The 24,408-nt window shown below is 59.1% G+C and carries 20 protein-coding genes and 2 pseudogenes; 15 read left to right on the forward strand and 7 right to left on the reverse strand.

Annotated features, from left to right (window positions below; translation table 11 throughout):
- Window positions 1–104: 104 nt before the first annotated feature.
- The 3 genes from dnaQ to AACY50_RS24890 all read right to left on the reverse strand — a co-directional run bounded on the left by dnaQ (window position 105) and on the right by AACY50_RS24890 (window position 2,268).
- The gene (dnaQ, locus tag AACY50_RS24880; RefSeq protein ID WP_339433739.1) at window positions 105–863 is read right to left on the reverse strand and encodes a DNA polymerase III subunit epsilon; all 759 of its coding nucleotides are present in this window, start codon (window positions 861–863) and stop codon (window positions 105–107) included.
- A gap of 90 nt (window positions 864–953) precedes the next feature.
- Window positions 954–1,415, reverse strand: coding sequence for a ribonuclease HI (rnhA, locus tag AACY50_RS24885; RefSeq protein ID WP_339433738.1), 462 nt, complete (start codon window positions 1,413–1,415; stop codon window positions 954–956).
- A 94-nt stretch (window positions 1,416–1,509) separates the two neighbouring features.
- A complete protein-coding gene (locus AACY50_RS24890) occupies window positions 1,510–2,268 on the reverse strand; it encodes a class I SAM-dependent methyltransferase (RefSeq protein ID WP_339433737.1) in 759 nt (252 codons plus the stop codon).
- A gap of 66 nt (window positions 2,269–2,334) precedes the next feature.
- Between AACY50_RS24890 and gloB the strand changes: the two genes are divergently transcribed.
- The 10 genes from gloB (at window position 2,335) to AACY50_RS24940 (ending at window position 15,824) form a co-directional block, all read left to right on the forward strand.
- Window positions 2,335–3,102 (forward strand): hydroxyacylglutathione hydrolase, encoded by a 768-nt coding sequence (gene gloB, locus AACY50_RS24895; protein WP_339433736.1) that lies wholly within the window; start codon window positions 2,335–2,337, stop codon window positions 3,100–3,102.
- Between the two features lie 99 nt (window positions 3,103–3,201).
- On the forward strand, window positions 3,202–4,665 hold the full coding sequence (locus AACY50_RS24900) for a transglycosylase SLT domain-containing protein (protein ID WP_339466435.1): 1,464 nt from the start codon (window positions 3,202–3,204) through the stop codon (window positions 4,663–4,665).
- A gap of 175 nt (window positions 4,666–4,840) precedes the next feature.
- The gene (locus AACY50_RS24905) at window positions 4,841–6,673 is read left to right on the forward strand and encodes an extracellular solute-binding protein (protein WP_339539298.1); all 1,833 of its coding nucleotides are present in this window, start codon (window positions 4,841–4,843) and stop codon (window positions 6,671–6,673) included.
- A complete protein-coding gene (locus AACY50_RS24910) occupies window positions 6,670–8,511 on the forward strand; it encodes an extracellular solute-binding protein (RefSeq protein WP_339433733.1) in 1,842 nt (613 codons plus the stop codon). The genes AACY50_RS24905 and AACY50_RS24910 overlap by 4 nt, the downstream gene beginning before the upstream one ends.
- A 4-nt stretch (window positions 8,512–8,515) precedes the next feature.
- Window positions 8,516–9,589: a microcin C ABC transporter permease YejB gene (locus tag AACY50_RS24915; protein WP_095190979.1), complete on the forward strand. Its 1,074-nt coding sequence runs from the start codon at window positions 8,516–8,518 to the stop codon at window positions 9,587–9,589.
- A 1-nt stretch (window position 9,590) separates the two neighbouring features.
- Window positions 9,591–10,610, forward strand: a complete 1,020-nt coding sequence (locus AACY50_RS24920) for an ABC transporter permease (RefSeq protein ID WP_339495869.1) — start codon at window positions 9,591–9,593, stop codon at window positions 10,608–10,610.
- A gap of 1 nt (window position 10,611) precedes the next feature.
- A complete protein-coding gene (locus AACY50_RS24925) occupies window positions 10,612–12,222 on the forward strand; it encodes an ABC transporter ATP-binding protein (RefSeq protein ID WP_339433731.1) in 1,611 nt (536 codons plus the stop codon).
- A gap of 19 nt (window positions 12,223–12,241) precedes the next feature.
- On the forward strand, window positions 12,242–13,036 hold the full coding sequence (gene fabI, locus AACY50_RS24930; protein ID WP_007910591.1) for an enoyl-ACP reductase FabI: 795 nt from the start codon (window positions 12,242–12,244) through the stop codon (window positions 13,034–13,036).
- 242 nt (window positions 13,037–13,278) lie between these two features.
- The gene (locus AACY50_RS24935) at window positions 13,279–14,655 is read left to right on the forward strand and encodes a cystathionine beta-synthase (protein ID WP_339433730.1); all 1,377 of its coding nucleotides are present in this window, start codon (window positions 13,279–13,281) and stop codon (window positions 14,653–14,655) included.
- Entirely contained in the window at window positions 14,652–15,824 is a 1,173-nt protein-coding gene (locus AACY50_RS24940) for a cystathionine gamma-synthase (RefSeq protein ID WP_339433729.1), read from the forward strand. The genes AACY50_RS24935 and AACY50_RS24940 overlap by 4 nt, the downstream gene beginning before the upstream one ends.
- 403 nt (window positions 15,825–16,227) lie before the next feature.
- On the opposite strand, the gene AACY50_RS24945 is transcribed toward AACY50_RS24940, so the two are convergent.
- Window positions 16,228–17,226 (reverse strand): bile acid:sodium symporter family protein, encoded by a 999-nt coding sequence (locus AACY50_RS24945; RefSeq protein ID WP_339466437.1) that lies wholly within the window; start codon window positions 17,224–17,226, stop codon window positions 16,228–16,230.
- A gap of 84 nt (window positions 17,227–17,310) precedes the next feature.
- On the opposite strand from AACY50_RS24945, the gene AACY50_RS24950 reads away from it, so the two are divergent.
- Window positions 17,311–18,099: an AraC family transcriptional regulator gene (locus AACY50_RS24950; protein ID WP_339539299.1), complete on the forward strand. Its 789-nt coding sequence runs from the start codon at window positions 17,311–17,313 to the stop codon at window positions 18,097–18,099.
- Between the two features lie 172 nt (window positions 18,100–18,271).
- Entirely contained in the window at window positions 18,272–19,252 is a 981-nt protein-coding gene (locus tag AACY50_RS24955) for a TerC family protein (protein WP_339433726.1), read from the forward strand.
- A 41-nt stretch (window positions 19,253–19,293) separates the two neighbouring features.
- On the opposite strand, the gene AACY50_RS24960 is transcribed toward AACY50_RS24955, so the two are convergent.
- Entirely contained in the window at window positions 19,294–20,394 is a 1,101-nt protein-coding gene (locus tag AACY50_RS24960; protein ID WP_339539300.1) for a polyamine ABC transporter substrate-binding protein, read from the reverse strand.
- A 208-nt stretch (window positions 20,395–20,602) separates the two neighbouring features.
- Window positions 20,603–21,229, reverse strand: a pseudogene (locus tag AACY50_RS24965) (cytosine permease); the annotation flags it as partial.
- Window positions 21,230–21,553: 324 nt separating this feature from the next.
- On the opposite strand from AACY50_RS24965, the gene AACY50_RS24970 reads away from it, so the two are divergent.
- The 3 genes from AACY50_RS24970 to AACY50_RS24980 all read left to right on the forward strand — a co-directional run bounded on the left by AACY50_RS24970 (window position 21,554) and on the right by AACY50_RS24980 (window position 23,646).
- Entirely contained in the window at window positions 21,554–22,039 is a 486-nt protein-coding gene (locus AACY50_RS24970; protein ID WP_003225754.1) for a flavin reductase family protein, read from the forward strand.
- A gap of 153 nt (window positions 22,040–22,192) precedes the next feature.
- Window positions 22,193–23,236 (forward strand): LLM class flavin-dependent oxidoreductase, encoded by a 1,044-nt coding sequence (locus AACY50_RS24975; protein ID WP_339466441.1) that lies wholly within the window; start codon window positions 22,193–22,195, stop codon window positions 23,234–23,236.
- 101 nt (window positions 23,237–23,337) lie between these two features.
- Window positions 23,338–23,646 (forward strand): hypothetical protein, encoded by a 309-nt coding sequence (locus AACY50_RS24980; protein WP_339466442.1) that lies wholly within the window; start codon window positions 23,338–23,340, stop codon window positions 23,644–23,646.
- 135 nt (window positions 23,647–23,781) lie between these two features.
- Here AACY50_RS24980 and AACY50_RS24985 read toward each other — a convergent pair.
- A pseudogene (locus AACY50_RS24985) lies at window positions 23,782–24,282 on the reverse strand (DUF2931 family protein); the annotation flags it as partial.
- Window positions 24,283–24,408: the final 126 nt, after the last annotated feature.

Here is a 24,408-nt window from a genome sequence, read left to right on the forward strand (position 1 = left end):
CCTGAGGCGGCGGATTTGAATCCACCCATGCACTCAGGGTAGAGGGTTGCAGCGAAAGTGGCGAGGGTGGCCACTTGTCAGTACTTCCACGAGGCGATGATCTTTCAGCCCTGTGCGTCCGCTTCTGCGATTTGCGTCCAAAGCGCCGGGCCACCGGCCGACTTGGCGATGATCTCCAGGCGTACCTGGTGTGCCGCCAGCTCATCTTCCGTCGCACGAATGATTCGTGCCGGCTGACGATCGGCCGGCAGCCGACGGATTTCCGTGGCGGAGTTGTCCGCGCCATCACCCGTACCATTACCGTCGGAAGCATTGCCGGCCAGCGACAGGCTGGTCTGGCCACCGGTCATGGTCAGGTAAACGTCGGCGAGAATCTCCGAGTCGAGCAAGGCGCCGTGCAGTTCACGACCGGAGTTGTCGACGCCATAACGTTTGCACAACGCATCGAGGCTGTTGCGCTGCCCCGGGTGACGCTCCCGGGCCATCATCAGGGTATCGAGGATCGAACAATGCTGCGTGATGTCGGCACGATCCTGCTGACCCATCAAGGCAAATTCGTTGTTGATGAAGCCAACGTCGAACGCCGCGTTATGGATGATCAGTTGTGCGCCTTTGATGAACTCGAAGAACTCATCAGCGACTTCGGCAAACCGCGGTTTGCCCACCAGAAATTCATTGGTGATGCCGTGGACGCCGATGGCGCCTTCGTCACTCTCGCGATCCGGTTGCAGGTAAACGTGAAAGTGCCGGCCCGTCAGGCGCCGACCGATCAGTTCGACACAACCGATTTCGATAATCCGGTGACCATCGGTCACCGGCATGCCGGTGGTTTCGGTATCGAGTACAACGGATCTGGTGGCCATCAGTGTTCAGCTCTCAACGGGGGCAATCGTGCAAAAGCGGCGATGTTAACACGCTCACCAAGGTGTTTCAGGTACACCGTTTCGGTGGAATCAGGTCTGCTTGTAGCCGCGCACGTCGTCTACACCACGGTTGGCCAACTGGTCAGCCCGTTCGTTGCCGTGATGGCCGATGTGCCCACGCACCCACTTCCAGGTGACCTTGTGGCGATTGACTTGTTCATCCAGCTCTTTCCACAGATCGGCGTTCTTTACCGGCTCTTTCGCAGCGGTTTTCCAGCCGCGCTTTTTCCAGTTGGCCATCCACTCGTTGATGCCCTTCATCACGTATTGCGAGTCGGTCACCAGCAGCACTTCGCACGGACGCTTCAATGCTTCGAGGCCACGGATGGCACCAAGCAGCTCCATGCGGTTGTTGGTGGTATTGGCTTCGCCGCCCCACAGTTCCTTTTCGACGCCCTTGCATACCAGCAACGCGCCCCAGCCGCCCGGTCCGGGGTTGCCCTTGCAGGCGCCGTCAGTGAAAAGTTCTACGCTATCGACGCTTTCGCTCATACCAATCTATCCAGAAAAAAATGCGTGGCCCCACCCATCGTGGATCGATGATGGCCGCGGCCGGAGCGAGTCCGGCCACTTAGAAAAAGAAGGTTTACGGTTCGATACGGCGACGATTGACCTTGGCCATCGGCAGCGGAATCAGCTTGCCCATCGGTTCGCGACGTTGCTGGCGCACCGGTCGCAGACCGACCACAATCTTGCGCGCCACCAATAAGTAGAAGCCGCCGCCCGACAGCTGCCAGTCACCGGCCTTGCGTTCCCAACCCGCCAGACGGGCCTGCCACTTGGGCGACGCGAGCGGCGGACGATAGCACCCGAAGCGGCGTTTCTCCAGCGCAAAGCCGAGCAGATTGAGCCAGTCGGCAACCCGTGAGGGCGAGATGCAGCGAGCCTGGCGCAAGGCGTCATGGGCGAATACGTGACGCAAACCCCAAGAGCTCCAGGGATTGATGCCGATGATCAGCAGATGCCCGCCGGGGCGCACGCTGCTCGCCGCTTCACGCAACAGGCCGTGGGGCGACAGACAGAAATCCAGCCCATGCTGCATCACCACCACGTCGGCGGCATGCTCGCTCAGCGGCCAGGCTTGCTCTTCGCAGACGATCTCGACACCGGGCAATGGCGCACCAAGACGGACGTTGCGCTGCACCTGCGGTGCCGAGGGCGGATTGTCGGCGGACGGGCCGTAATGCACCAGGTAGCCCCCAAAAAAGCGACCCAACTCGTCTTCGAGCATGCGCCGCTCTTCATCCAGCAGAAATTGCCCGATCGGGCTCGACAGCCATTCACGGGCGGCGCTGATCAACGCCAGCCAGTCCGGATCAGCCTGAGCGAACGCTTTATCGGTCATGTCATTCTCCAACGCGCCAGGAACCACTAAGATGCGCCAATGTTTTCCGCTTGGCGAATTCCGACGATGATACAGATCAGTGCCCTGCCCGCCTTCACCGACAACTACATCTGGTTGTTACAGGATCACCGTACCCAGCGTTGTGCCGTGGTCGATCCGGGCGATGCCGCGCCGGTCCAGGCGTGGCTTGCTACCCATCCGGGCTGGGTGTTGAGCGACATTCTGATCACCCACCATCACCACGACCACGTCGGCGGCGTCGAGCGCTTGAAGAACGCCTGCGGCGCAACCGTTTACGGCCCGGCCAGCGAAAACATTCCAGCGCGGGATGTGGCGCTCAATGACAACGACACCGTCAACGTGCTCGGCTGGGACTTCGATGTCTACGCGGTGCCCGGTCACACACTGGGACACATTGCCTATTACCACCACGGTTTGCTGTTCTGCGGCGACACCCTGTTCGCCGCTGGTTGCGGCCGGTTGTTCGAAGGCACGCCGCAGCAGATGCACCACTCGCTGAGCCGCCTCGCCGCTTTACCGGAAGATACGCTGGTCTATTGCACGCATGAATACACACTGAGCAATCTCAAGTTCGCCGCAGCGGTCGAGCCGAGCAACCCGGACATCGCCGCTCGTCTGGAAAAAGTCATTCAGCAACGGCAGAACAACGTCATGACCCTGCCTTCGACCCTGGCCCTTGAAAAACTCACGAATCCCTTTTTGCGCACCGGAGAAAGATTGGTTACACAAAAAGTGGACGAACGGGAAGGCGCTCAAAACCGGGCGCCGAGTGAGGTTTTTGCGGCTCTGCGGGCCTGGAAAGATAAGTTCTAAGTACCTCACCGCTTGGTACAAAAATTCTGAAAGGTTGACCTCAGGGGGTGTGCTTTCTAGAATCGCCCGACATTTTTGCCCGGAACTTACTTCCAGCCAATGTCGTCATCAATACGTAAGTCCGTCAATTCAGACGCATTGACCCGCTTGGCGCAAGCCATCGCGGTGGCTGTGTCCGCCACGCTGGCGGGCTGCTCCAGCCATGCACCGCAGACTGAAGCGACCCATACGCCGAACATCGCTGCGCGAGCCAAACAGAAGCCGATCTGGCTGACCGAAAAGGCCAGCCAACAGGCGCCTCAGGATGTCTGGGAGCGCATGCGCGAAGGCTTCCAGTTGCAGGATGGCCTGGGCGTGAACCCGCGCATCGAGCAGCAGCGCCTGTGGTTCGCCAGCAATCCCTCTTTCCTCGAAAATGCCGGCGAACGCGGCAGCCTCTACATTCACTACATCGTCGAACGCCTCGAAGAACGCAACATGCCGCTGGAACTGGCCTTGCTGCCAGTGATCGAGAGCGCCTACAACCCGATGGCCTACTCTCGGTCCAATGCGGTGGGCCTCTGGCAATTCATCCCCTCCACCGGGCGTTACTTCAACCTGCGTCAAACCCGCTTCTACGATGGCCGTCGAGACATCACCGCCTCGACCACGGCGGCGCTGGATTATCTGACCCGCCTGCACGACATGTTCAACGGTGACTGGTTGTTGGCCCTCGCGGCCTACAACGCCGGTGAAGGCACGGTCAGCCGCGCGATCGAGCGCAACGAGAAACTCGGCCTGCCAACGGATTACTGGAACCTGCCATTGCCAGCGGAAACCCAGGCGTACGTGCCAAAGCTTCTCGCACTGTCGCAAGTGGTGCTGACGCCGGAAGCCTACGGTGTGAACCTCAACCCGATCGCCAACGAACCCTATTTCCAGGTCGTCGAAATCAACCACCGCATGGACCTGTCCAAGGTCGCTGCCGTTGCCAACATCGACGAAGACGAACTGTTCCAGCTCAACCCGGCCTTCAAGCAGCGCACCACCATCGACGGTCCTCAGCATCTGCTGGTGCCTACGTCCAAGGCGCAACTGCTGACCGCCAGCCTGCAGACCATGCGACCTGAAGAGCTGATGAGTCCTCGTTCGTTGAAGCCGGTATTCGACGGTGCCGACCCTGGCGAAGTGGCCCAGCTCAAGCGCGCCTATCGCGTGAAGCGTGGAGACAACCTCGGTTCCATTGCCAAGGCCAACAAGGTCCAGGTGAAGGACCTGCAACGCTGGAACAAACTGACCGGCCATAACCTCAAGATCGGCCAGACCCTGGTCATGCGGGACACCACCAGGCGCAGCCCTTCGCGCAGCAGTGGCCGGGTCAACACCGTTGTCGCCGCCAACAGCAAGACCAAAGGCAAAAACGCCAGCAAGCAGCGGACCCAGTACAAGGTCAAGCAAGGCGACTCGCTGTACAGAGTGGCCAAGCGTTTCAACGTTGAGATGCAGCACCTCAAGCGCTGGAATCCGGGCACTGGCAAGGCCTTGAAGCCTGGGCAGATGCTCACGGTTTATCAGCCGCATTGATTTGATATCAAAAGATCGCAGCCTTCGTCAGCGCCTGCATTGACCCCGACAGGCGCTGACGAAGGCTGCGATCTTTTTTTGTATTAACACAGCATTAAGCCGCTATCTTTTTCCTGTCCATACAAGCTGTTACTGTACGGCCCACAAAGCCCCAGCCGCCTGGATCGGATCTGACTTGAAGCGTCCCCTCCTCCTGCTCCTGATCAGCCTGGCCTTGAGCTCACCCGCAAGCGCGACGATTACCGAAAGTCACGGTTATGCGCAATTCGGCACGCTCAAGTACCCGGCCAGATTTACCCACTTTGACTGGGTCAACCCGCAAGCGCCCAAGGGCGGTACGTTGCGGGTGATGGCGTTCGGCACCTTCGATACGGTCAATCCATACACATTCAAAGGCACCAGCCCGGTCACTACCGCGAATTTTCTCCAATACGGCATCAACGAGCTGAATGAGCCGTTGATGGTCGGTACTGGCCAATACTCGCCGTCCGGTGATGAGCCGGCGTCCAGCTATGGACTGATCGCACAATCGGTGGAGTACAGCGAAGATCGCAGCTGGGTGGTATTCAATCTACGCCCGCAAGCGCGTTTCCACGACGGTACGCCGATCACTGCCTACGACGTGGCGTTCTCCTACCGCTTGTTGCTCAAAGAAGGCCATCCGCTGTATCGCACGGCCCTTCAGGAGGTGTTGCGGGTCGACATCCTCAACTCGCAGCGCATTCGTTTCGTGCTCAAACGCTCCGGCAACCCGCTATTGATTTTGCGCCTCGGTGAATTGCCGGTGCTGGCGCAACATTACTGGAAAGACCGCGACTTCAAGGCCACCACCTTCGAACCACCTCTGGGCAGCGGGCCATACCGAATCACCTCGGTGACGCCGGGTCGGCAGTTGATTTTCGAGCGGGTCAAGGATTACTGGGGCAAGGACCTGGCGGTCAATCGCGGCAAATACAACTTCGATCGCATGGAGGTCGAGTTCTACCGCGACAGCGACGTGGCGTTCGAGGCCTTCAAGGCCGGTGAGTTCGACATCTACATCGAGCATCAGGCGAAGAACTGGGCCAACGGCTACAACTTCCCCGCAGTACGCCGCGGCGACGTGATCAAGGCACAGATCCCGCATCAGATCCCGACCCAGAGCCAGGGCCTGTTCATGAACACCCGGCGCACGACGTTCGCCGACGTCAAAACCCGCGAAGCCCTGGGCTTGATGTTCGACTTCGAATGGACCAACCGCGCCTTGTTCAGCGACGCTTATAAACGCACGGCCAGCTACTACCCCAACAGCGAATTCACCGCCAGCGGCCTGCCGATCGGGCATGAATGGCTGATGCTCAAGCCCTACAAGGATCAACTGCCGGCCAAACTGTTCACCGAGCCGTTCACGCTGCCGCGGACCGACGGGCGTGGTATTCCTCGAGAAACCATGCGTAAAGCCCTGGCACTGCTCGCCGAGGCTGGCTGGAAGCTCAATGGCCAGCGTTTGCAGAACGCCGCCGGGCAGCCACTGAGCTTCGAGCTGTTGCTGGTTAACCCGAATCTGGAACGCATCCTCCAGCCGTACATCGAAAACCTCAACAGCATCGGCATCGACGCCCGCCTGCGTACCGTGGATCGCGCCCAGTACAAACAACGTCTGGATCAGTTCGATTTCGACATGATCCTGATGACGCTCAACCAGACCCTCAGCCCGGGCCTTGAGCAATGGCAGTATTTCCACTCCAGTCAGGCCAGGGTCAAGGGCAGCAAGAATTACGCCGGCATCGCCAACCCGGTGGTCGATCACCTGCTTGAACAATTGCTCGCCGCACGCACCCGCGATGAACAAATCGCCGCCGGCAAGGCACTCGACCGTGTGCTGCTGTGGCAGCACTACAGCATTCCCAACTGGTACCTCAATTATCACCGTTTGGCCTACCGTAGCCGGTTGGCCTTCGTCACCACGCCGCCCTACACCCTGGGCCTGAGCGCGTGGTGGCTGAAATCTTCGGAGAAAGATCAATGAAACCTTTCCGCGCCCTGATCGTGCAGGCCAGCGGCTTGTTGTTTGCCGGGCTGGCCTGCGCTGCGCCGCAACACGCACTGACCCTGTACAACGAGCCGCCCAAATACCCGGCCAATTTCAAGCATTTCGACTATGTGAACCCCGACGCGCCCAAGGGCGGAATCTTCCGTCAGGCCGGATTCGGCAGCTTCGACAGCCTCAACCCGTTCATCAGCAAAGGTGTGCCGGCCGATGACATCGGCCAGATCTACGACACCCTGACCAAGCACAGCCTCGATGAGCCGTTCACCGAGTACGGGCTGATCGCCGGCAAGATCGAAAAGGCTCCGGACAACAGTTGGGTGCGTTTCTACCTGCGCCCCGAAGCACACTTCAGTGATGGCCACCCGGTGCGCGCCGACGACGTGGTGTTCAGTTTCCAGACCTTGACCAAGGAAGGTTCACCGCTGTTTCGCGGCTACTACAAAGACGTTGCCGAAGTCATTGCCGAGAACCCGCTCAAAGTCCTGTTCAAGTTCAAGGACACCAACAACCGTGAATTGCCGTTGATCCTCGGCCAGTTGCCGGTGCTGCCAAAACACTGGTGGGCCGGTCGCGACTTCACCAAGGGCAATCTGGAAATCCCGCTGGGCAGCGGCCCCTACAAAGTGGCCGAAGTGAACGCTGGCCGTTCCGTGCGTTATGAACGGGACAAGAACTACTGGGGCAAGGACCTGCCAGTCAATCGTGGTTTCTACAACTTCGACTCGATGACCACCGACTACTACCGCGACAACACCGTCGCACTGCAAGCGCTGAAGGCTGGCCAGTTCGATTACTGGCTGGAAATGACCGCGAAGAATTGGGCCAACGCCTACAACGTCCCCGCCGTCATCGAAGGCCGATTGATCAAGGAGCAGATCCCCAACGGCAACCCGACCGGCATGCAAGGCTTCGTCTACAACCTGCGTCGTCCGGTATTCCAGGATATACGGGTACGTCGTGCATTGAGCCTTTTGCTCGATTTCGAATGGACCAACAAGCAATTGTTCAACAGCGCCTACGTGCGCACACGCAGTTATTTCGAGAACTCGGAAATGGCCGCCACCGGCCTGCCCGACGCCGAAGAACGGGCCATTCTTGATCCATTGCGTAGCAAGCTGCCGGCCCAGGTGTTCAGCGAAGCCTTCGAAAACCCCAAGACTGACGCCAGCGGCATGATTCGCGCTCAGCAACGCGAGGCCTATCAACTGCTGCAAGAAGCGGGCTGGAAGGTCGTGGACGACAAAATGGTCGATGCCACCGGAAAACCGGTGGTGATCGAGTTTCTGCTGGCCCAGACCGAATTCGAACGGGTGCTGCTGCCGTTCAAGCGCAATCTCGCCGACCTGGGCATTGATCTGGTGATCCGTCGCGTCGACGTTTCGCAGTACATCACCCGTGTGCGTTCGCGCGACTTCGACATGATCGTCGGCAGCTTCCCACAGTCCAATTCGCCAGGTAACGAACAGCGCGAATTCTGGATGAGCGCCGCCGCCGACCGGCCCAGCAGCCGCAACACCATGGGCTTGAAGGATCCGATCGTCGATCAACTGGTCGAGAGCCTGATCAATGCCGATTCGCGCAAAAGCCTGGTCGCACACGCCCGTGCGCTGGATCGCGTGTTGCAGTGGGGCTACTACGTGATCCCCAACTGGCACATCAAGACCTGGCGCGTGGCGTACTGGAACCACATCGGTCACCCGAAAGTTTCCCCCAAGTACGACATCGGCATTAATACCTGGTGGGTCAAGCCGGAAACGAAGCCAGCCGTAGAAATCGAAACCCAACTGCAAGCCGACCCTGCGGGCACGGAGTAATCAGATGCTGGCGTATATTTTTCGGCGACTGCTGCTGATCATTCCCACCCTGTTCGGCATTTTGCTGATCAACTTCGTGATCATCCAGGCCGCGCCCGGTGGGCCGGTGGAGCAGATGATCGCCAAGCTCGAAGGCTTCGAAGGCGCCACCAGCCGCATTGCCGGCGGTGGCGCCGAAGTGTCGGTGGCGGGCTCCTCCTATCGCGGCGCGCAAGGCCTGGACCCGGCACTGATCAAAGAAATCGAGCACATGTACGGGTTCGATAAATCGGCGCCGGAACGGCTATGGATCATGGTCAAGAACTACGCGTCGCTGGACTTCGGCGACAGTTTTTTCCGCGATGCCAAGGTCATCGACCTGATCAAGGAAAAGATGCCGGTGTCGATCTCCCTGGGGCTGTGGAGCACGTTGATCATGTACCTGGTGTCAATCCCGCTGGGGATCGCCAAGGCCACACGACACGGCAGCCATTTCGACGTCTGGACCAGTTCGGCAATCATCGTCGGCTACGCGATCCCCGCGTTCCTCTTTGCGATTCTGTTGATCGTGGTGTTTGCCGGCGGCAGTTATCTGGACTGGTTTCCGCTCAGGGGGCTGACCTCGAACAACTTTGATGAGCTGAGCCTGGGCGGCAAGATCCTCGATTATTTCTGGCACCTGGCATTGCCGGTGACCGCGCTGGTCATCGGTAACTTCGCGACCATGACCCTGCTGACCAAAAACAGCTTCCTGGACGAGATCAACAAGCAATACGTGGTCACCGCCAAGGCCAAGGGCCTGACCCGCCATCGCGTGCTTTACGGCCATGTGTTCCGTAACGCCATGCTGCTGGTGATTGCCGGTTTCCCGTCGGCGTTCATCGGCATCTTCTTTACCGGCTCGTTGCTGGTGGAAGTGATTTTTTCCCTCGATGGCCTGGGCCTGATGAGTTTTGAAGCGGCGATCAACCGCGATTACCCGGTGGTGTTCGGCACCCTGTTCATCTTCACCCTGCTGGGGCTGGTGGTGAAACTGATCGGCGACCTCACCTACACCCTGGTCGATCCGCGCATCGACTTCGAAAGCCGGGAGCATTGAGATGAACCTGTCCCCTCTCAACCGCCGCCGCTTCGAATTGTTCAAGGCCAACAAACGTGGCTGGTGGTCGCTGTGGCTGTTTCTGATCCTGTTCGGGTTGAGCCTGGGCGCCGAGCTGATCGCCAACGACAAACCGCTGGTGGTGCATTACGACAACAATTGGTATTTCCCGGCAATCAAGCGCTACCCGGAAACCACCTTCGGCGGCGAATTTCCGCTGGAAGCCAACTACAAGAGCCCGTACATCCGCAAACTGCTCGAAGCCAAAAAGGCTTGGGTGCTGTGGGCGCCAATTCCGTACAGCTATCAAAGCATCAACTACGACCTGAAAGTCCCGGCCCCGGCCCCACCGTCGGCGGACAACCTGCTGGGCACTGACGATCAGGGCCGCGATGTGCTGGCGCGGGTGATTTACGGCTTCCGTATCTCGGTGCTGTTTGCCCTGACGTTGACCGTACTCAGCTCGATCATCGGCGTACTTGCCGGGGCCCTGCAGGGCTTCTACGGCGGCTGGGTCGATTTGGCCGGCCAGCGTTTTCTGGAAATCTGGTCGGGTTTACCGGTGCTGTATTTACTGATCATTCTCGCCAGCTTCGTCCAGCCCAATTTCTGGTGGTTGCTGGGGATCATGTTGCTGTTTTCATGGATGAGTCTGGTCGACGTGGTACGTGCCGAGTTCCTCCGTGGCCGCAACCTCGAGTACGTGCGCGCAGCCAGGGCACTGGGCATGCAGAACGGCGCGATCATGTTCCGCCACATCCTGCCCAACGCCATGGTCTCGACCATGACTTTCATGCCGTTCATCCTCACCGGCGCCATCGGCACCCTCACCGCGCTGGACTTCCTGGGTTTCGGCTTGCCGGCCGGCAGTCCGTCGCTGGGTGAACTGGTCGCTCAGGGCAAATCCAACCTGCAAGCGCCGTGGCTGGGCATCAGTGCCTTCGCCGTGTTGGCGCTGATGCTGAGTTTGCTGGTGTTTATCGGCGAGTCCGCTCGCGATGCCTTCGACCCGAGGAAGTGAAATGAGTCAGGACAATCTGATCGAAGTGCGCGACCTCGCCGTCGAATTCGGTTTCGGTGAGCGCGTACACCGGGTCGTCGAAGGTGTGAGTTTCGACATCAAGCGCGGCGAAACCCTGGCCTTGGTCGGCGAATCCGGCTCGGGCAAATCGGTGACAGCGCATTCGATTCTGCGCTTGCTGCCCTACCCGATGGCCCGCCATCCGGCCGGCAGCATCAATTACTCCGGGAAAAGTCTGCTGAGCCTGAGCGAAAAGGCCCTGCGTCACATCCGCGGGAACCGCATCGCGATGATCTTTCAGGAGCCGATGACGTCGCTCAACCCACTGCATTCGATTGAGAAGCAGATCAACGAGGTGCTGGGCATCCACAAGGGCCTGACCGGCAAAGTCGCGACCCAGCGCACGCTGCAATTGCTGGAGATGGTTGGCATCCCCGAGCCCCACAAGCGCCTCAAGGCCCTGCCCCACGAATTATCCGGTGGCCAGCGCCAGCGGGTGATGATCGCCATGGCCCTGGCCAATGAGCCGGAACTGCTGATCGCGGACGAACCGACCACCGCCCTGGACGTGACCGTTCAGCTGAAAATCCTCGATTTGCTCAAGGAGCTTCAGGCGCGATTGGGCATGTCGCTGCTACTGATCAGTCACGATTTGAACCTTGTGCGAAGAATTGCGCATCGCGTATGTGTCATGCAGCGCGGTTGCATCGTCGAACAGGCATCGTGCGAAGAGCTGTTCCGTTCGCCGCAGCACCCGTACACTCGGGAATTGCTCGGCGCAGAGCCCAGCGGAGGCCCGGCGACCAATGAAATCGGGGCGCCGCTGCTTGAAGTCGAGAACCTGAAAGTCTGGTTTCCGATCAAGAAAGGCTTGCTCAAGCGCACGGTGGATTACGTCAAGGCAGTCGATGGTATCCATTTCAGCTTGCCTCAGGGGCAGACGCTGGGGATTGTTGGCGAAAGCGGATCAGGTAAATCCACGCTGGGTCTGGCGATTTTGCGGCTGATCGGCAGCAAAGGCGCGATCCGCTTTGAAGGCAAGCAGCTAGACTGCCTGACGCAGAACGAGATTCGTCCGTTGCGTCGGGAGATGCAGGTGGTGTTTCAGGACCCGTTTGGCAGCCTGAGCCCACGAATGTGCGTGAGCGACATCGTTGGCGAAGGCCTGCGGATTCACAAGATGGGCACCGCCGCCGAGCAGGAAGCGGCGATTATTGCGGCATTGAAGGAGGTAGGTCTGGATCCGGAAACCCGGCACCGCTACCCCCACGAATTTTCCGGTGGGCAACGGCAGAGAATCGCCATTGCCCGGGCTTTGGTGCTCAAACCGGCGCTGATCCTTTTGGACGAGCCGACGTCGGCGCTCGACCGGACGGTGCAGCGGCAAGTGGTGGAGCTCTTGCGTTCACTGCAAGCCAAGTACAACCTGACGTATTTGTTCATCAGCCATGATCTGGCTGTCGTCAAAGCGCTGAGCCACCAGTTGATGGTGGTCAAGCATGGCCAAGTGGTCGAACAGGGGGACGCGCAAAGTATCTTTGCCGCCCCTCAACATCCGTATACACAGCAGTTGCTGGAAGCCGCTTTTTTGGCACCAGCCACTGCGCAATAACCTGAAAGAGGAGCAACACATGGGTTTTCTCGCCGGTAAGCGCGTACTGATCGTCGGTGTCGCCAGCAAGCTGTCCATCGCATCCGGCATCGCTGCCGCCATGCATCGCGAGGGCGCTGAGCTTGCCTTCACTTATCAGAACGACAAACTCAAAGGTCGTGTCGAAGAATTCGCCCAAGGCTGGGGTTCGAGCCCTGAGCTGTGCTTCCCGTGCGACGTGGCCAGCGATGAAGAAATCGCCAAGGTCTTCGAAGCATTGAGCAAGAAGTGGGACGGCCTGGACTGCATCGTCCACTCCGTTGGTTTCGCCCCGGGCGATCAACTGGACGGCGACTTCACCGAAGCCACCACCCGTGACGGTTTCCGCATCGCTCACGACATCAGCGCCTACAGCTTCGTGGCCCTGGCCAAAGCTGGCCGCGAAATGATGAAAGGCCGCAACGGCAGCCTGCTGACCCTGTCGTACCTGGGCGCAGAGCGCACCATGCCGAACTACAACGTGATGGGCATGGCCAAGGCTTCGCTGGAAGCGGGCGTGCGTTATCTGGCCGGTTCCCTGGGCCCGGACGGCACCCGCGTCAACTGCGTATCGGCTGGTCCGATCCGCACCCTGGCCGCTTCCGGCATCAAGAACTTCCGCAAGATGCTGGCCGCCAACGAAGCGCAAACCCCACTGCGTCGCAACGTCACCATCGACGAAGTCGGCAACGCCGGCGCCTTCCTGTGCTCCGATCTGGCGTCGGGCATCAGCGGTGAAATCATGTACGTGGACGGCGGTTTCAACACCACCGCCATGGGCAACATCGAAGAGTGATCTTCGGTTAGCCGATAAAAAACGCCAATTCAGATGGCGTGAAAACCTGGCAATCGGCTAAGTGCTCAAAAAAATGCTCCGTATCGAAAGATGCGGAGCATTTTTCGTTATGGCCTGAGCCCGGTCAGCACTTTCCCGATGAGACTGTTCAAAGGTTGCGGGCAAGTCTGTCCGGGCCTATGTTGCAAACGAGGCTTTTCCTCGCGAACGGAACGCGATCCATCACCAACAAGAGGTGAAGAATGTCAAAGGAATCCCGCCCCGCCGTCCTTGGGCTGATAGGAAATACACCGCTGGTACAAGTCACCCGCTTCAATACCGGGCCATGCACGCTGTTTCTCAAACTTGAATCACAAAACCCCGGCGGCTCAATCAAGGACCGCATCGGCCTGGCGATGATCGACACCGCCGAACGTGATGGTCGCCTGCAACCCGGCGGCACGATTGTCGAAGCCACGGCCGGCAATACCGGGCTGGGCCTCGCACTGGTCGGCCGCGCCAAGGGTTATCGCGTGGTGCTGGTGGTGCCAGACAAAATGTCCACCGAGAAAGTCCTGCACTTGAAAGCCATGGGTGCCGAGGTGCACATCACCCGCTCGGATGTCGGCAAGGGTCATCCCGAGTATTACCAGGACGTCGCGGCGCGGTTGGCGAAAGACATTCCCGGCGCGTTTTTCGCCGATCAGTTCAACAACCCGGCCAACCCGCTGGCCCATGAGTGCAGCACCGCGCCGGAGATCTGGGCGCAGACCGAGCATGATCTGGATGCGATTGTGGTCGGCGTCGGTTCGGCCGGCACGCTGACCGGACTGACCCGTTTCTTCAAACGCGTGCAACCGGATCTGGAGATGGTTCTGGCCGATCCGGTGGGCTCGGTGATGGCTCAATACAGCCGCGACGGCACGCTGCCCAAACCCGGTTCCTGGGCGGTTGAAGGCATTGGCGAAGACTTCATTCCGTCGATCACCGACCTCTCCAGCGTCCGCCACGCCTACTCGATCAGCGATGAAGAAAGCTTCGATCACGCCCGCCAATTGCTGCGCGCCGAGGGCATACTCGGCGGCTCGTCGACGGGTACCCTGCTCGCAGCGGCCTTGCGTTATTGCCGCGAACAGACCGAACCGAAACGCGTGGTGAGTTTCGTCTGCGATACCGGCACGCGCTATTTGTCCAAAGTCTACAACGATCAGTGGATGACCGATCAGGGCCTGTTGCAGCGCAAGGGCTACGGCGACTTGCGCGATCTGATCGCACGGCGTTTCGAGGACGGCCGGGTGATCAGCGTCGGCCCCGGCGACACGTTGCTGACCGCGTTCCAGCGCATGCGCCTGGCGGATGTCTCGCAGTTGCCGGTACTGGTTGAAGGCAAGGAACTGGTCGGCGTGATCGACGAATCGGACATCCTGCTGGCCGTTCACGAAGATGCCGCTCGCTTCAGCCAATCGGTCTCCAGCGTGATGACCGACAAACTGCAAACCCTCGCCCCCGGTGCGCCCCTCGCTGAGCTGGAATCAGTGCTCAGCCGCGGCCTCGTGGCAATCATCGCCGATGCTTCAGGCTTTCATGGCCTGATCACCCGCACCGACATGCTTAACCAATTACGGAGATCCCTCGCATGAGTCAGCACGACAAGAATGCCCAAGGTTTCGCGACCCGGGTGATCCATGCCGGGCAGGAACCGGACCCGACCACCGGCGCGCTGATGCCGCCGATCTATGCCAACTCCACTTACCTGCAAGACAGCCCCGGCGTGCACAAGGGTTTTGACTACGGCCGCTCGCACAACCCGACGCGCTTTGCGCTGGAACGCTGCGTGGCGGATCTGGAGGGTGGCACCCGTGCATTTGCGTTCGCTTCCGGGCTGGCGACGATCTCCACGGTACTGGAATTGCTCGACGCGGGTTCACACGTCATTTCCGGCAACGACCTGTACGGCGGCACCTTCCGGCTGTTCGACAAGGTGCGTCAACGCAGCGCCGGGCATCGTTTCAGCTACGTCGATCTGACCGACCTCTCAGCGTTCGAAGCGGCGCTGCAGGAGGACACGCGTATGGTCATGGTCGAAACACCGACCAACCCATTGCTGAGCCTGTCGGATCTGGCCGCCATTGCCCGCCTCTGCCGGGCCCGCGGGATCATCACGGTTGCCGACAACACCTTCGCCAGCCCGTATATCCAGCGGCCGCTGGAGCTGGGTTTCGACATTGTGCTGCACTCGACCACCAAGTACCTGAACGGTCACTCCGATGTGATCGGCGGCATCGCGGTCGTCGGGCAGAACGCCGAACTGGCCGAGCGTTTGGGCTTTTTGCAGAATGCGGTCGGCGCGATCGCCGGGCCGTTCGATGCGTTTCTCACGTTGCGCGGGGTGAAAACCCTGGCGTTGCGCATGGAGCGTCATTGCAGCAATGCGCTGGATCTGGCGCAGTGGCTGGAACATCAGCCGCAGGTCAAGCGCGTTTATTACCCGGGCCTGCCATCCCACCCGCAGCACGAACTGGCCAAGCGACAGATGCGCGGCTTCGGCGGGATGATCGCCGTGGACTTGAACAGCGATCTGGCCGGTGCGCGGCGTTTTCTGGAAACCGTGAAGATCTTCGCCCTGGCCGAAAGCCTCGGCGGCGTCGAAAGCCTCATCGAGCATCCGGCGATCATGACCCACGCCACCATTCCACCTGAAACCCGCGCAAAACTGGGCATTGGTGATGGGCTGGTGCGTTTGTCCGTCGGTGTCGAAGACATCGAGGACTTGCGCGCCGATCTGGCCCAAGCACTGACGAAAATCTAGTCCGGCAAGCACGACAAAGCCCGCACGATGCGGGCTTTGGTATTCGAGTAGGCGGCCAGTGCTGGTCTCTGGCTTACAAGGTTTATCAGGCTTCTCACAGTACCGGACCAAATTGAAAAGGTACGGTCTCGGCTGCTTCACACGGCGTAAGGGCTGGATCTCAGCGCGGAGATCTTTCTAACCGTGTACCCTTCGGAACGCGCCCCACGTCCCCTTGCTATCCGCTTGCGCATCAGTCTGCGTCTTCGCCTACATCTTTGAGCCTAGCAAAGCGACGCGAGCACGGATGAGTGTTTTTAGACTGATTGGTTCTTGCGGCTGCCTGCAAGGAAGCGAACGCTCTATCTTCAAACATCATCCTCACGGAGTGCGGCGCCCAGAAAATCAGGGCGTTCGGTTTTGATCACGGATCCACCTGCGCCATCAATTCCGGCACCGACTCCGGCCGTTTCGCATAGCGCTGCGCCAACACCGCGCAGACCATCAGTTGAATCTGATGGAACAGCATCAGCGGCAGGATCAGCACGCCGATGGTGCTCCCGGCAAACAACACCTGCGCCATCGGCACGCCGGTGGCCAGGCTCTTTTTCGAGCCGCAGAACAAAATGGTGATGCGGTCTTCCTGGCTGAAGCCAAACGCCTTGCCCAGCAGCGTCGACGCCACCAGTACCAGCGCCAGCAAGATGCAGCACACCACCACCAGCCCCAGCAGATCGGCGATTGGGATCTGATGCCAGATACCTTCGTTGACGGCTTCACTGAACGCGCCATAAACCACCAGCAGAATCGAGCCTTGATCGACAAATTTCAGCCAGTTTTTGTTGCGCCCCACCCACGCGCCAATCCAGCGCCGTGCGACCTGCCCGGCAATGAAGGGCAGCAGCAGTTGCACACTGATTTTCAGGATCGCATCGAGGGTCGAACCGCCGTCGCCCTGCACGTCAAGCAACAACGTCACCAGTAACGGCGTGAGGAAAATCCCGAACAGGCTGGACGCCGCTGCGCTGCAAATCGCCGCTGGAATATTGCCCCGCGCCAGCGAAGTGAAGGCAATGGCCGACTGCACCGTGGCTGGCAAGGCGCACAGGTAAAGCATGCCCATGTACAGCTGATCACCGATCAACGGCGACAGCAGCGGTTTCAGCGCCAGACCCAATAGCGGGAAAAGAACAAACGTCAGGCCGAACACCAGCAAATGCAGGCGCCAGTGACCCGCACCGGCAATGATCGACTCGCGGGAAAGTTTGGCGCCGTGGAGGAAAAACAGTAGCGCGATGGCAATGTTGGTCAGCCAGCCAAAACCGACCGCGACCTGGCCGCTGGCGGGCAGAAAACTGGCCAGCAACACAACGCCAATCAGCGTCAGGGTGAAGTTGTCGGGCAAAAATCGTGGGCGCGTCATGGTGTGTTCATCCGGGGGTTGCCAGTGCGTGCCGACGACTCTAACGTGACAGGCCATTACCGACTAACGCCGAAGAGCCCGCAGATGCCGCCTAAAGGACACACAAAGAGCATCCGACGCAGCATTCCCGGGCTGCCCAGCCTGCCGCGCCCACTGTACGGGCGCACCGAATCGCTGCCCAATCGTGCGCTGACCCGTCGCCACAGCCACCCTTGGGTGCAACTGTCTTACGCCATTCAGGGCGTGCTCGAAGTACAGACCAGCGCCGGACGTTTCGTTGCGCCGCCGGAGCGCGCCGTGTGGATTCCGGCCGGCGTGCCGCACCGGGTATTCAGCTCACCGCACACCGAGATGCGCAGCCTGTACATCGATTACAGTGTCGCCGGTTGGGCGGTTGGGCATTGCCATGTGCTGGGCGTCAGCGATTTGCTCAGGGAGCTGATCCGCGCGTTCAGCCGGGTGCCTGTGGAATACGACCAGAACGGCGCCCATGGACGCTTGGCGCAAGTGATCCTCGATCAATTGGCCGAGGCACCCCAGATTGATCTGATGCTGCCGCTGCCTCAGGACGCACGTTTGCGGCAGATCTACCAGAGCCTGGAGCAGCATCCGGAACAGCAAACCACACTAAGCCACTGGAGCGAGAAATTCGGCGTCACCGAAAAGACCCTGACACGCCTGTTCCTGCGCGATACCGGCCTGACCTTTCGTGCCTGGCGCCAGCGCTTACGCCTGCTCGGCGCCCTGACGCCATTGGAGAAAGGTGAACGCGTTACCGACGTCGCGCTGGCCTGTGGCTACGATTCGACCTCGGCGTTTATCGCGGCGTTTCGCCAACAGTTCGGCGAAACGCCAGGGGAGTTTTTTCGTTAATCAGCGAACCGCCAGCGACTCCAGAAGATCGCCGCTGCGACCCGACACTTCGTTTTTTACGAACTCTCCCCCAGAAATAAACGATTTTTCTTTGGCGCAAACTCGTCGCTAGCATGGCCTCGTCTGACCCTCACTCAAACAAAGCTCGTACAACAAAGACAGGGAGCGCGACATGCCTGCCACGAACATCAATATCGGCGAACCCTGGATGTGGGGCGCCTTCATCGTCTTCGTACTCGCCATGCTGGCACTGGATTTGTTTGTGTTCGGGGGGCGCAAGGCGCATCGCGTCTCGGTGCGCGAAGCCTTGTCCTGGGTCATTGCCTGGTGCTTGTTGGCATTGAGTTTCGCGGGGTTGCTCTGGTGGTACCTGAACGGCACGTTCGGCGGCGAAATCGCCCGGCAGAAAACCCTCGAATTCCTCACCGGTTACCTGATCGAGCAATCGTTGTCGATCGACAACATGTTCATCTTCGTGATGATCTTCAGCTACTTCGCCGTGCCGCCGGAGTTGCAGCGCCGGGTGCTGCTGTACGGCGTGCTCGGGGCGATCGTGATGCGTGCGGTGATGATTTTTGCCGGCGTGTGGCTGGTGTCGCAGTTCGAGTGGCTGCTGTATGCCTTCGGCGTGTTTTTGATCATCACCGGGGTCAAGATGCTGGTGTTCGCCGAGCAACAACCGGATCTGGAAAAAAACCCTTTGCTGCGCTGGGTCCGCGGGCACATGCGGATCACCAAGGACTTTCATGGCGAGCGCTTTTTCGTGCTGCAAAACAGCGTGCGCTGGGCCACACCGATGTTTCTGGTACTGGTGTTGATCGAAGCGAGCGACCTGATGTTTGCGGTCGACAGCATCCCGGCGATCTTCGCCGTCACCACCGACCCGTTCATCGTGTTCACCTCGAACATCTTCGCGATCATGGGCCTGCGGGCGCTGTATTTCCTGCTGGCAGACATGGCTGAGCGCTTTCATCTGCTCAAGTACGGGCTGGCGATTGTGCTGGTGTTCATTGGCGCCAAGATGACGTTGATGCCGTGGCTCCACATGCCGGTGGAGTGGTCGCTGGCGGTGGTGGGTGTGGTGATTCTGGGCTCAGTGTTGTTGAGCCTGATGATGACCAGAGAAAAAACGCCGGAAAAACAATCTCCGTAAATCCATGTGGGAGCAAGCTGCTCCCACAAGGTTATGTGCTGCTATTTATCGGACTTGATACTGGTCCAGACGCGGGTGCGGACGCGCTCAAGCTTTTGCGGCAATGGCTGAACCACGTAGAGCGTTTTCAGCGCTTCGCTGGTCGGTGTCAGGTTCGGGTTGCCGGTGATGTCCTTGTTGATCAGCGCCATCGAATCCTTGTTCGCGTTCGGGTAACCGAGGAAATCGCTGATCGGTGCAATCACCTTCGGATCCAGCAAAGTGTTGAGGAATTCGTGGGCCTCGGCGACGTTCTTCGCGCTCTTGGGAATGGCGAAGGTGTCGAACCAGATCGGCGCGCCTTCCTTTGGCAAGCGCCAGTCAACCACTACGCCGTTTTTCGCCTCCTTGGCGCGATTGCCGAACTGGTAGAAGCTGCCGGAGTAACCGATGGCCACGCAGATGTCGCCGTTGGCGATGTCGGTCATGTACTTGGCCGAGTTGAAATAGGTTACGTAGGGGCGAACCTTGAGCATCAGCTCCTTGGCTTTTTCATAGTCGGCCGGGTTCTGGCTGTTCGGATCGAGGCCCAGGTAATGCAGGGCCAGCGGCAGGATTTCTGTCGGCGAATCAAGCATCGCTACACCGCAGGATTTGAGCTTTTCCATGTTCTGCGGCTTGAACACCAGATCCCAACTGTCCACCGGCGCATTGTCGCCCAATGCAGCCTTGACCTTGGCCGGGTTGAAGCCGATCAGCACGGTACCGACCATGTAAGGCACGCCGTACTGGTTGCCCGGATCGTTCTTGCCCAGCAGTTTCAACAGATCCGGATCCTGGTGGCTCCAGTTCGGCAGTTTCGATTTATCCAGTTTCTGAAACACCCCAGCCTTGATCTGCGTTTCAAGGAACTGGTTCGACGGCACCACCAGGTCGTAACCGGAGTTGCCGGTCAGCAGTTTGGCTTCCAGGGATTCGTTGGTGTCGAAGGTGTCCCAGATCACTTTGATGCCGCTTTTCGCGGCGAAATCCTTGGGCACCGACGGCAGGATGTAGTCCGCCCAGTTATAGACGCGCAGCTCGCGCTGCTCGGCCTGAACGGCGCTGGCCAGCAGCGTCAGCCCACACACGGTGGCGCCCAGAATGCGTTTCATCGTGACCATGGTTGTTTCCCCAAAATGCGGCGTGAGTCGATGGTTTTTATGTTCTGTACACGGCAGCGGCTTTAAAGGTAGCCAAGGGTAATAAAGTTTCAGCGTCTCGTTGTGGCATTGATTCTTGCTGACAGCGGCGCCTGAGCACAGTGGGGGATGGGCCAAAAGGGGATCGATATGGCCAATTTGAATGACCACCGGGATGCGGAAACAACAATGCCCGGCAGTAATAAAGAGGAATCGTCACCACCAGGCCAACCAGCCACGACAGATCCGCACCGTCGACCAGATTGGCGTAAGGCCCGACGTACAGTGAAGTATTGGCGAACGGCAACTGCACGACGATGCCGATGAAATAGGCAATGATCGCGTGCAGATTGAAGCGTCCGTAAATGCCACCGTCAGCACGGAAAATCGAGGTGATGTCGTAGCAGCCGCGTTTGATCAGGTAAAAGTCGATCAGGTTGATCGACGCCCACGGCACCAGCAACAGCAACAGCGCCAGAATCAAACCGATGAACTCGGAAATGAGATCCGCCGAAGCGCCGAGTGCGACCATGCAGCATCCCGCCAGGATCACGTGCGGAATGCCCATGGGCGGGCCTTGTGCCGACGCCAGGGCGATCACCACGCCACCGATCATGTGCCCCAGCACAATCGCCAGCAGCCCCCAGAACAAGTCGAGATGGAACACCTGAACCACCATGGCGCCGGTGACGATGGGCAGTGGCGCAATGTTGGTGCTGAACCAAAGGGTGAAAAGGTCGCGGGCCTTCCCGTGGCGTTCCGCGAGTGGTACGTAGTCGACCGTGTGATTCTCGATCAACGGATCTTGCCGGGACATATGCATGAACTCGAGTTTGTCTGTTCTTATCGTTGTATGAAGCCAAACCGGGAGGACTCTTTGGTCGCCCCTCAGATGCAAGCCATATTATGGTATTCCAATAACCTCACAAGACTGGCCCGCAGTTCACGGTGCTATCTGATCCGCCATCCTCGCTGAAACAGCGGCCTGGCAAATAGCTTAAAAGCCCGTAAACGTTGAGTTTACGACGAACGCGGCACGTTCATCGGTTCAGCTTAAAAGCCCTTGCAAAGATAAAATTGTGGTATACCATCAGACCAATAAACACATAAAAACAGCGTCACACCACCCGAGGACTGTCCAATGATCGATGCCGCCATCTACAAACAAGTCATGGGCTCGTTCCCGTCCGGCGTAACCGTTATCACCACCCTGGACGATGACGGTCAGATTGTCGGTCTGACCGCCAGCGCCTTCAGTTCATTGTCGATGGACCCGGCGCTGGTGCTGTTCTGCCCCAATTACAGTTCTGATTCCTATCCCGTGCTGATCAAGAACAAACGCTTTGCGATTCACGTTCTGTCCGGCGGCCAACAAAGCGAAGCCTACGCGTTCGCCCGTAAAGGCAAGGACAAAGCGCAAGGCATCGAGTGGACGTTGAGCGAACTGGGCAACCCGATCCTGGCCAACGCGACGGCTATCATCGAGTGTGAGCTGTGGCGCGAATACGAAGGCGGCGACCACGCCATCATGGTCGGCGCGGTGAAGAATCTGATCGTCCCCGAGCAGCACACCGGGCCGCTGGTGTATTGCCACGGCAAGATGGGCGCCCTGCCCGTCCTGGCCTGAGCAAAGTTTCAGCCCCACACAGACCCACTGTGGGAGGGGGCTTGCTCCCGAAAGCGATGTGTCAGCCACCAGAGATTTCGATTGATCCACCGCATTCGCGAGCAAGCCCGCTCCCACACGTAGCCTCAACAACAAAAGATCCGAGGAAGCGTCATGAAATTTTCCCTGTTCATCCACATGGAACGCTGGGACGAAAGCGTCAGCCACCGCCAACTGTTCGAAGACCTCACCGAACTGACCCTGATGGCCGAGGCCGGTGGTTTCAGCACCGTGTGGATCGGCGAACACCACGCGATGGAATACACCATCTCGCCAAGCCCGATGCCGCTGCTGGCCTACCTCGCGGCGAAAACCACCACCATCCACCTCGGCGCCGGCACCATCATCGCGCCGTTCTGGCACCCACTGCGGGTCGCCGGTGAATGCGCGTTGCTCGATGTCATCAGCAACGGCCGCATGGAAGTCGGTCTGGCACGCGGCGCCTATCAAGTCGAATTCGATCGCATGGCCGGCGGCATGCCCGCATCAAGTGGCGGCCAGGCCCTGCGCGAAATGGTCCCGGTGGTCCGCGCCCTGTGGCAAGGCGACTACGCGCACAACGGCGACATCTGGAAATTCCCCACCTCCACCAGCGTGCCCAAACCGATCCAGAAGCCGAACCCGCCGATGTGGATCGCCGCCCGCGACCCGGACTCGCACAACTTCGCCGTGGCCAACGGCTGCAACGTCATGGTCACGCCGCTGATGAAGGGCGACGAAGAAGTCCTCGACCTGAAGAACAAGTTCCAGACTGCGCTGGACAACAACCCCGACGTGCCGCGCCCGCAATTGATGGTGCTGCGCCACACCCACGTGCACTCGGCTGATAACCCGGACGGCTGGAAAGTCGGCGCGAAAGCGATCTCACGGTTCTATCGCACGTTCGATGCGTGGTTTGGCAACAAGGAGACACCGGTCAATGGCTTCCTCGCCCCGAGCCCGGAAGAGAAGTTTGCCGGGCGTCCGGAGTTTGAGCTGGAAAGCCTGCACAAAACGGCGATGATTGGTACGCCGGAAGCGATCATTCCGCGGATCAAGTACTACCAGGAACTGGGGGTGGATGAGTTCAGTTTCTGGTGTGATAACAGTCTGCCGCATGAGGAGAAAAAGAAGTCGCTGGAGTTGTTTATCAAGCATGTGGTGCCGGCGTTTCGTTGAGATTTCTTCTAACGTCTCTCTCATGAAAACGCCCGAATCTCTTCGGGCGTTTTTATTTTTCACCATGGCTCCTGGCGACACGTCGACCAGTTGCTATCTGAATGAAAGCACGCAAGCGCCTGCTGGCGCGCATCGATGAGCCCGACAAGAATTGGAAGTTCAGCAAGGCCGACATCGCCGAGCGCGAGTACTGGGACGACTACATGCAAGCCTATGGACATGCCCTGGGCGCGACCAGCACGGCGGACTCGCCCTGGTTCATCGTGCCGGCCGACAACAAGCACAACGCGCGACTGATCGTGTCGAAGATCGTGCTCAATGCATTGGAAGGTCTGAAGTTAAGTTATCCGGCGGTCAATGCGGCGAGGCGGCAGGAGCTGAAAACGATTCGAAAACAGCTTGAGAAGTGAGCAAGTACACAGGATGGGGATTGGGGGGCATTTTTGGCTGGTAGCGGATCGCTTGACTGACAACCACCTAGAAAAACGCCGACCGACAGAGCACAAAGCAAGGTTAGGAGGCGTTTCACAGGCGACGGGCGACGACTACCAACTACCGTACGGAATCCCGTACTTGTCGATGTAACGCTTGGCCTTTTCACTCACTGGATAAGCGTATTGACCGCCGTTCTTACCCTGCTCCGGCCCTAACGGCTCCAATTCTGCTTGGGCGCGGGCAACTTTAACTGGGCGTCGACATAAATCCCTCACCCAAACCTGTACGACTCCACCTGGTGAAAGTCCCAAATAGACCGATGCCATAAACCGCGCAGTTTTTTCCGATGTTTCGGGGCAACGTTGGTGAGTGGATGTCTCCATCACTTGTCTCGCCTCTTCTGGGATATCGACCCAAGCCCGGTAGGTTTTTTGTTCTGGTATTGATTGCCAACGTACGAAAATACGCTTTGGTAGACCTGCCCCAATCACGGGTTTCCCGGTGCCGCCAACTCCAATCCAGCCACGGGCGGACTCTTTTCCATCATCAGGTTCGGCACCACTTGCATTGCCTCCCCCCGCACGCAAGAAAGTTTTGCCGTTGATGTCTTCCCCCCGGTGTCAGGATAGTTGTCGCCTCTCCGGTTTTTCCAAAAAAAGCATATCGGGGGCGGAAAGAGACTGGTCGTGCCGTACTATTCACCTGAACGCAGAGCCGCATTACTTAAGATGCTGCTT

It is taken from the genome of Pseudomonas sp. RA_15y_Pfl2_54 (genome assembly GCF_963971015.1).
Classification (GTDB): Bacteria; Pseudomonadota; Gammaproteobacteria; order Pseudomonadales; family Pseudomonadaceae; genus Aquipseudomonas; species Aquipseudomonas baetica_A.

Bases quoted from the DNA above. Each gene is read 5' to 3' on its own strand.
- dnaQ (WP_339433739.1), bottom strand. From the start codon at position 863: ATGGCCACCAGATCCGTTGTACTCGATACCGAAACCACCGGCATGCCG.
- rnhA (WP_339433738.1), bottom strand. From the start codon at position 1,415: ATGAGCGAAAGCGTCGATAGCGTAGAACTTTTCACTGACGGCGCCTGC.
- AACY50_RS24890 (WP_339433737.1), bottom strand. From the start codon at position 2,268: ATGACCGATAAAGCGTTCGCTCAGGCTGATCCGGACTGGCTGGCGTTG.
- gloB (WP_339433736.1), top strand. From the start codon at position 2,335: ATGATACAGATCAGTGCCCTGCCCGCCTTCACCGACAACTACATCTGG.
- AACY50_RS24900 (WP_339466435.1), top strand. From the start codon at position 3,202: ATGTCGTCATCAATACGTAAGTCCGTCAATTCAGACGCATTGACCCGC.
- AACY50_RS24910 (WP_339433733.1), top strand. From the start codon at position 6,670: ATGAAACCTTTCCGCGCCCTGATCGTGCAGGCCAGCGGCTTGTTGTTT.
- AACY50_RS24915 (WP_095190979.1), top strand. From the start codon at position 8,516: ATGCTGGCGTATATTTTTCGGCGACTGCTGCTGATCATTCCCACCCTG.
- AACY50_RS24920 (WP_339495869.1), top strand. From the start codon at position 9,591: ATGAACCTGTCCCCTCTCAACCGCCGCCGCTTCGAATTGTTCAAGGCC.
- AACY50_RS24925 (WP_339433731.1), top strand. From the start codon at position 10,612: ATGAGTCAGGACAATCTGATCGAAGTGCGCGACCTCGCCGTCGAATTC.
- fabI (WP_007910591.1), top strand. From the start codon at position 12,242: ATGGGTTTTCTCGCCGGTAAGCGCGTACTGATCGTCGGTGTCGCCAGC.
- AACY50_RS24935 (WP_339433730.1), top strand. From the start codon at position 13,279: ATGTCAAAGGAATCCCGCCCCGCCGTCCTTGGGCTGATAGGAAATACA.
- AACY50_RS24940 (WP_339433729.1), top strand. From the start codon at position 14,652: ATGAGTCAGCACGACAAGAATGCCCAAGGTTTCGCGACCCGGGTGATC.
- AACY50_RS24945 (WP_339466437.1), bottom strand. From the start codon at position 17,226: ATGACGCGCCCACGATTTTTGCCCGACAACTTCACCCTGACGCTGATT.
- AACY50_RS24950 (WP_339539299.1), top strand. From the start codon at position 17,311: ATGCCGCCTAAAGGACACACAAAGAGCATCCGACGCAGCATTCCCGGG.
- AACY50_RS24955 (WP_339433726.1), top strand. From the start codon at position 18,272: ATGCCTGCCACGAACATCAATATCGGCGAACCCTGGATGTGGGGCGCC.
- AACY50_RS24960 (WP_339539300.1), bottom strand. From the start codon at position 20,394: ATGGTCACGATGAAACGCATTCTGGGCGCCACCGTGTGTGGGCTGACG.
- AACY50_RS24970 (WP_003225754.1), top strand. From the start codon at position 21,554: ATGATCGATGCCGCCATCTACAAACAAGTCATGGGCTCGTTCCCGTCC.
- AACY50_RS24975 (WP_339466441.1), top strand. From the start codon at position 22,193: ATGAAATTTTCCCTGTTCATCCACATGGAACGCTGGGACGAAAGCGTC.
- AACY50_RS24980 (WP_339466442.1), top strand. From the start codon at position 23,338: ATGAAAGCACGCAAGCGCCTGCTGGCGCGCATCGATGAGCCCGACAAG.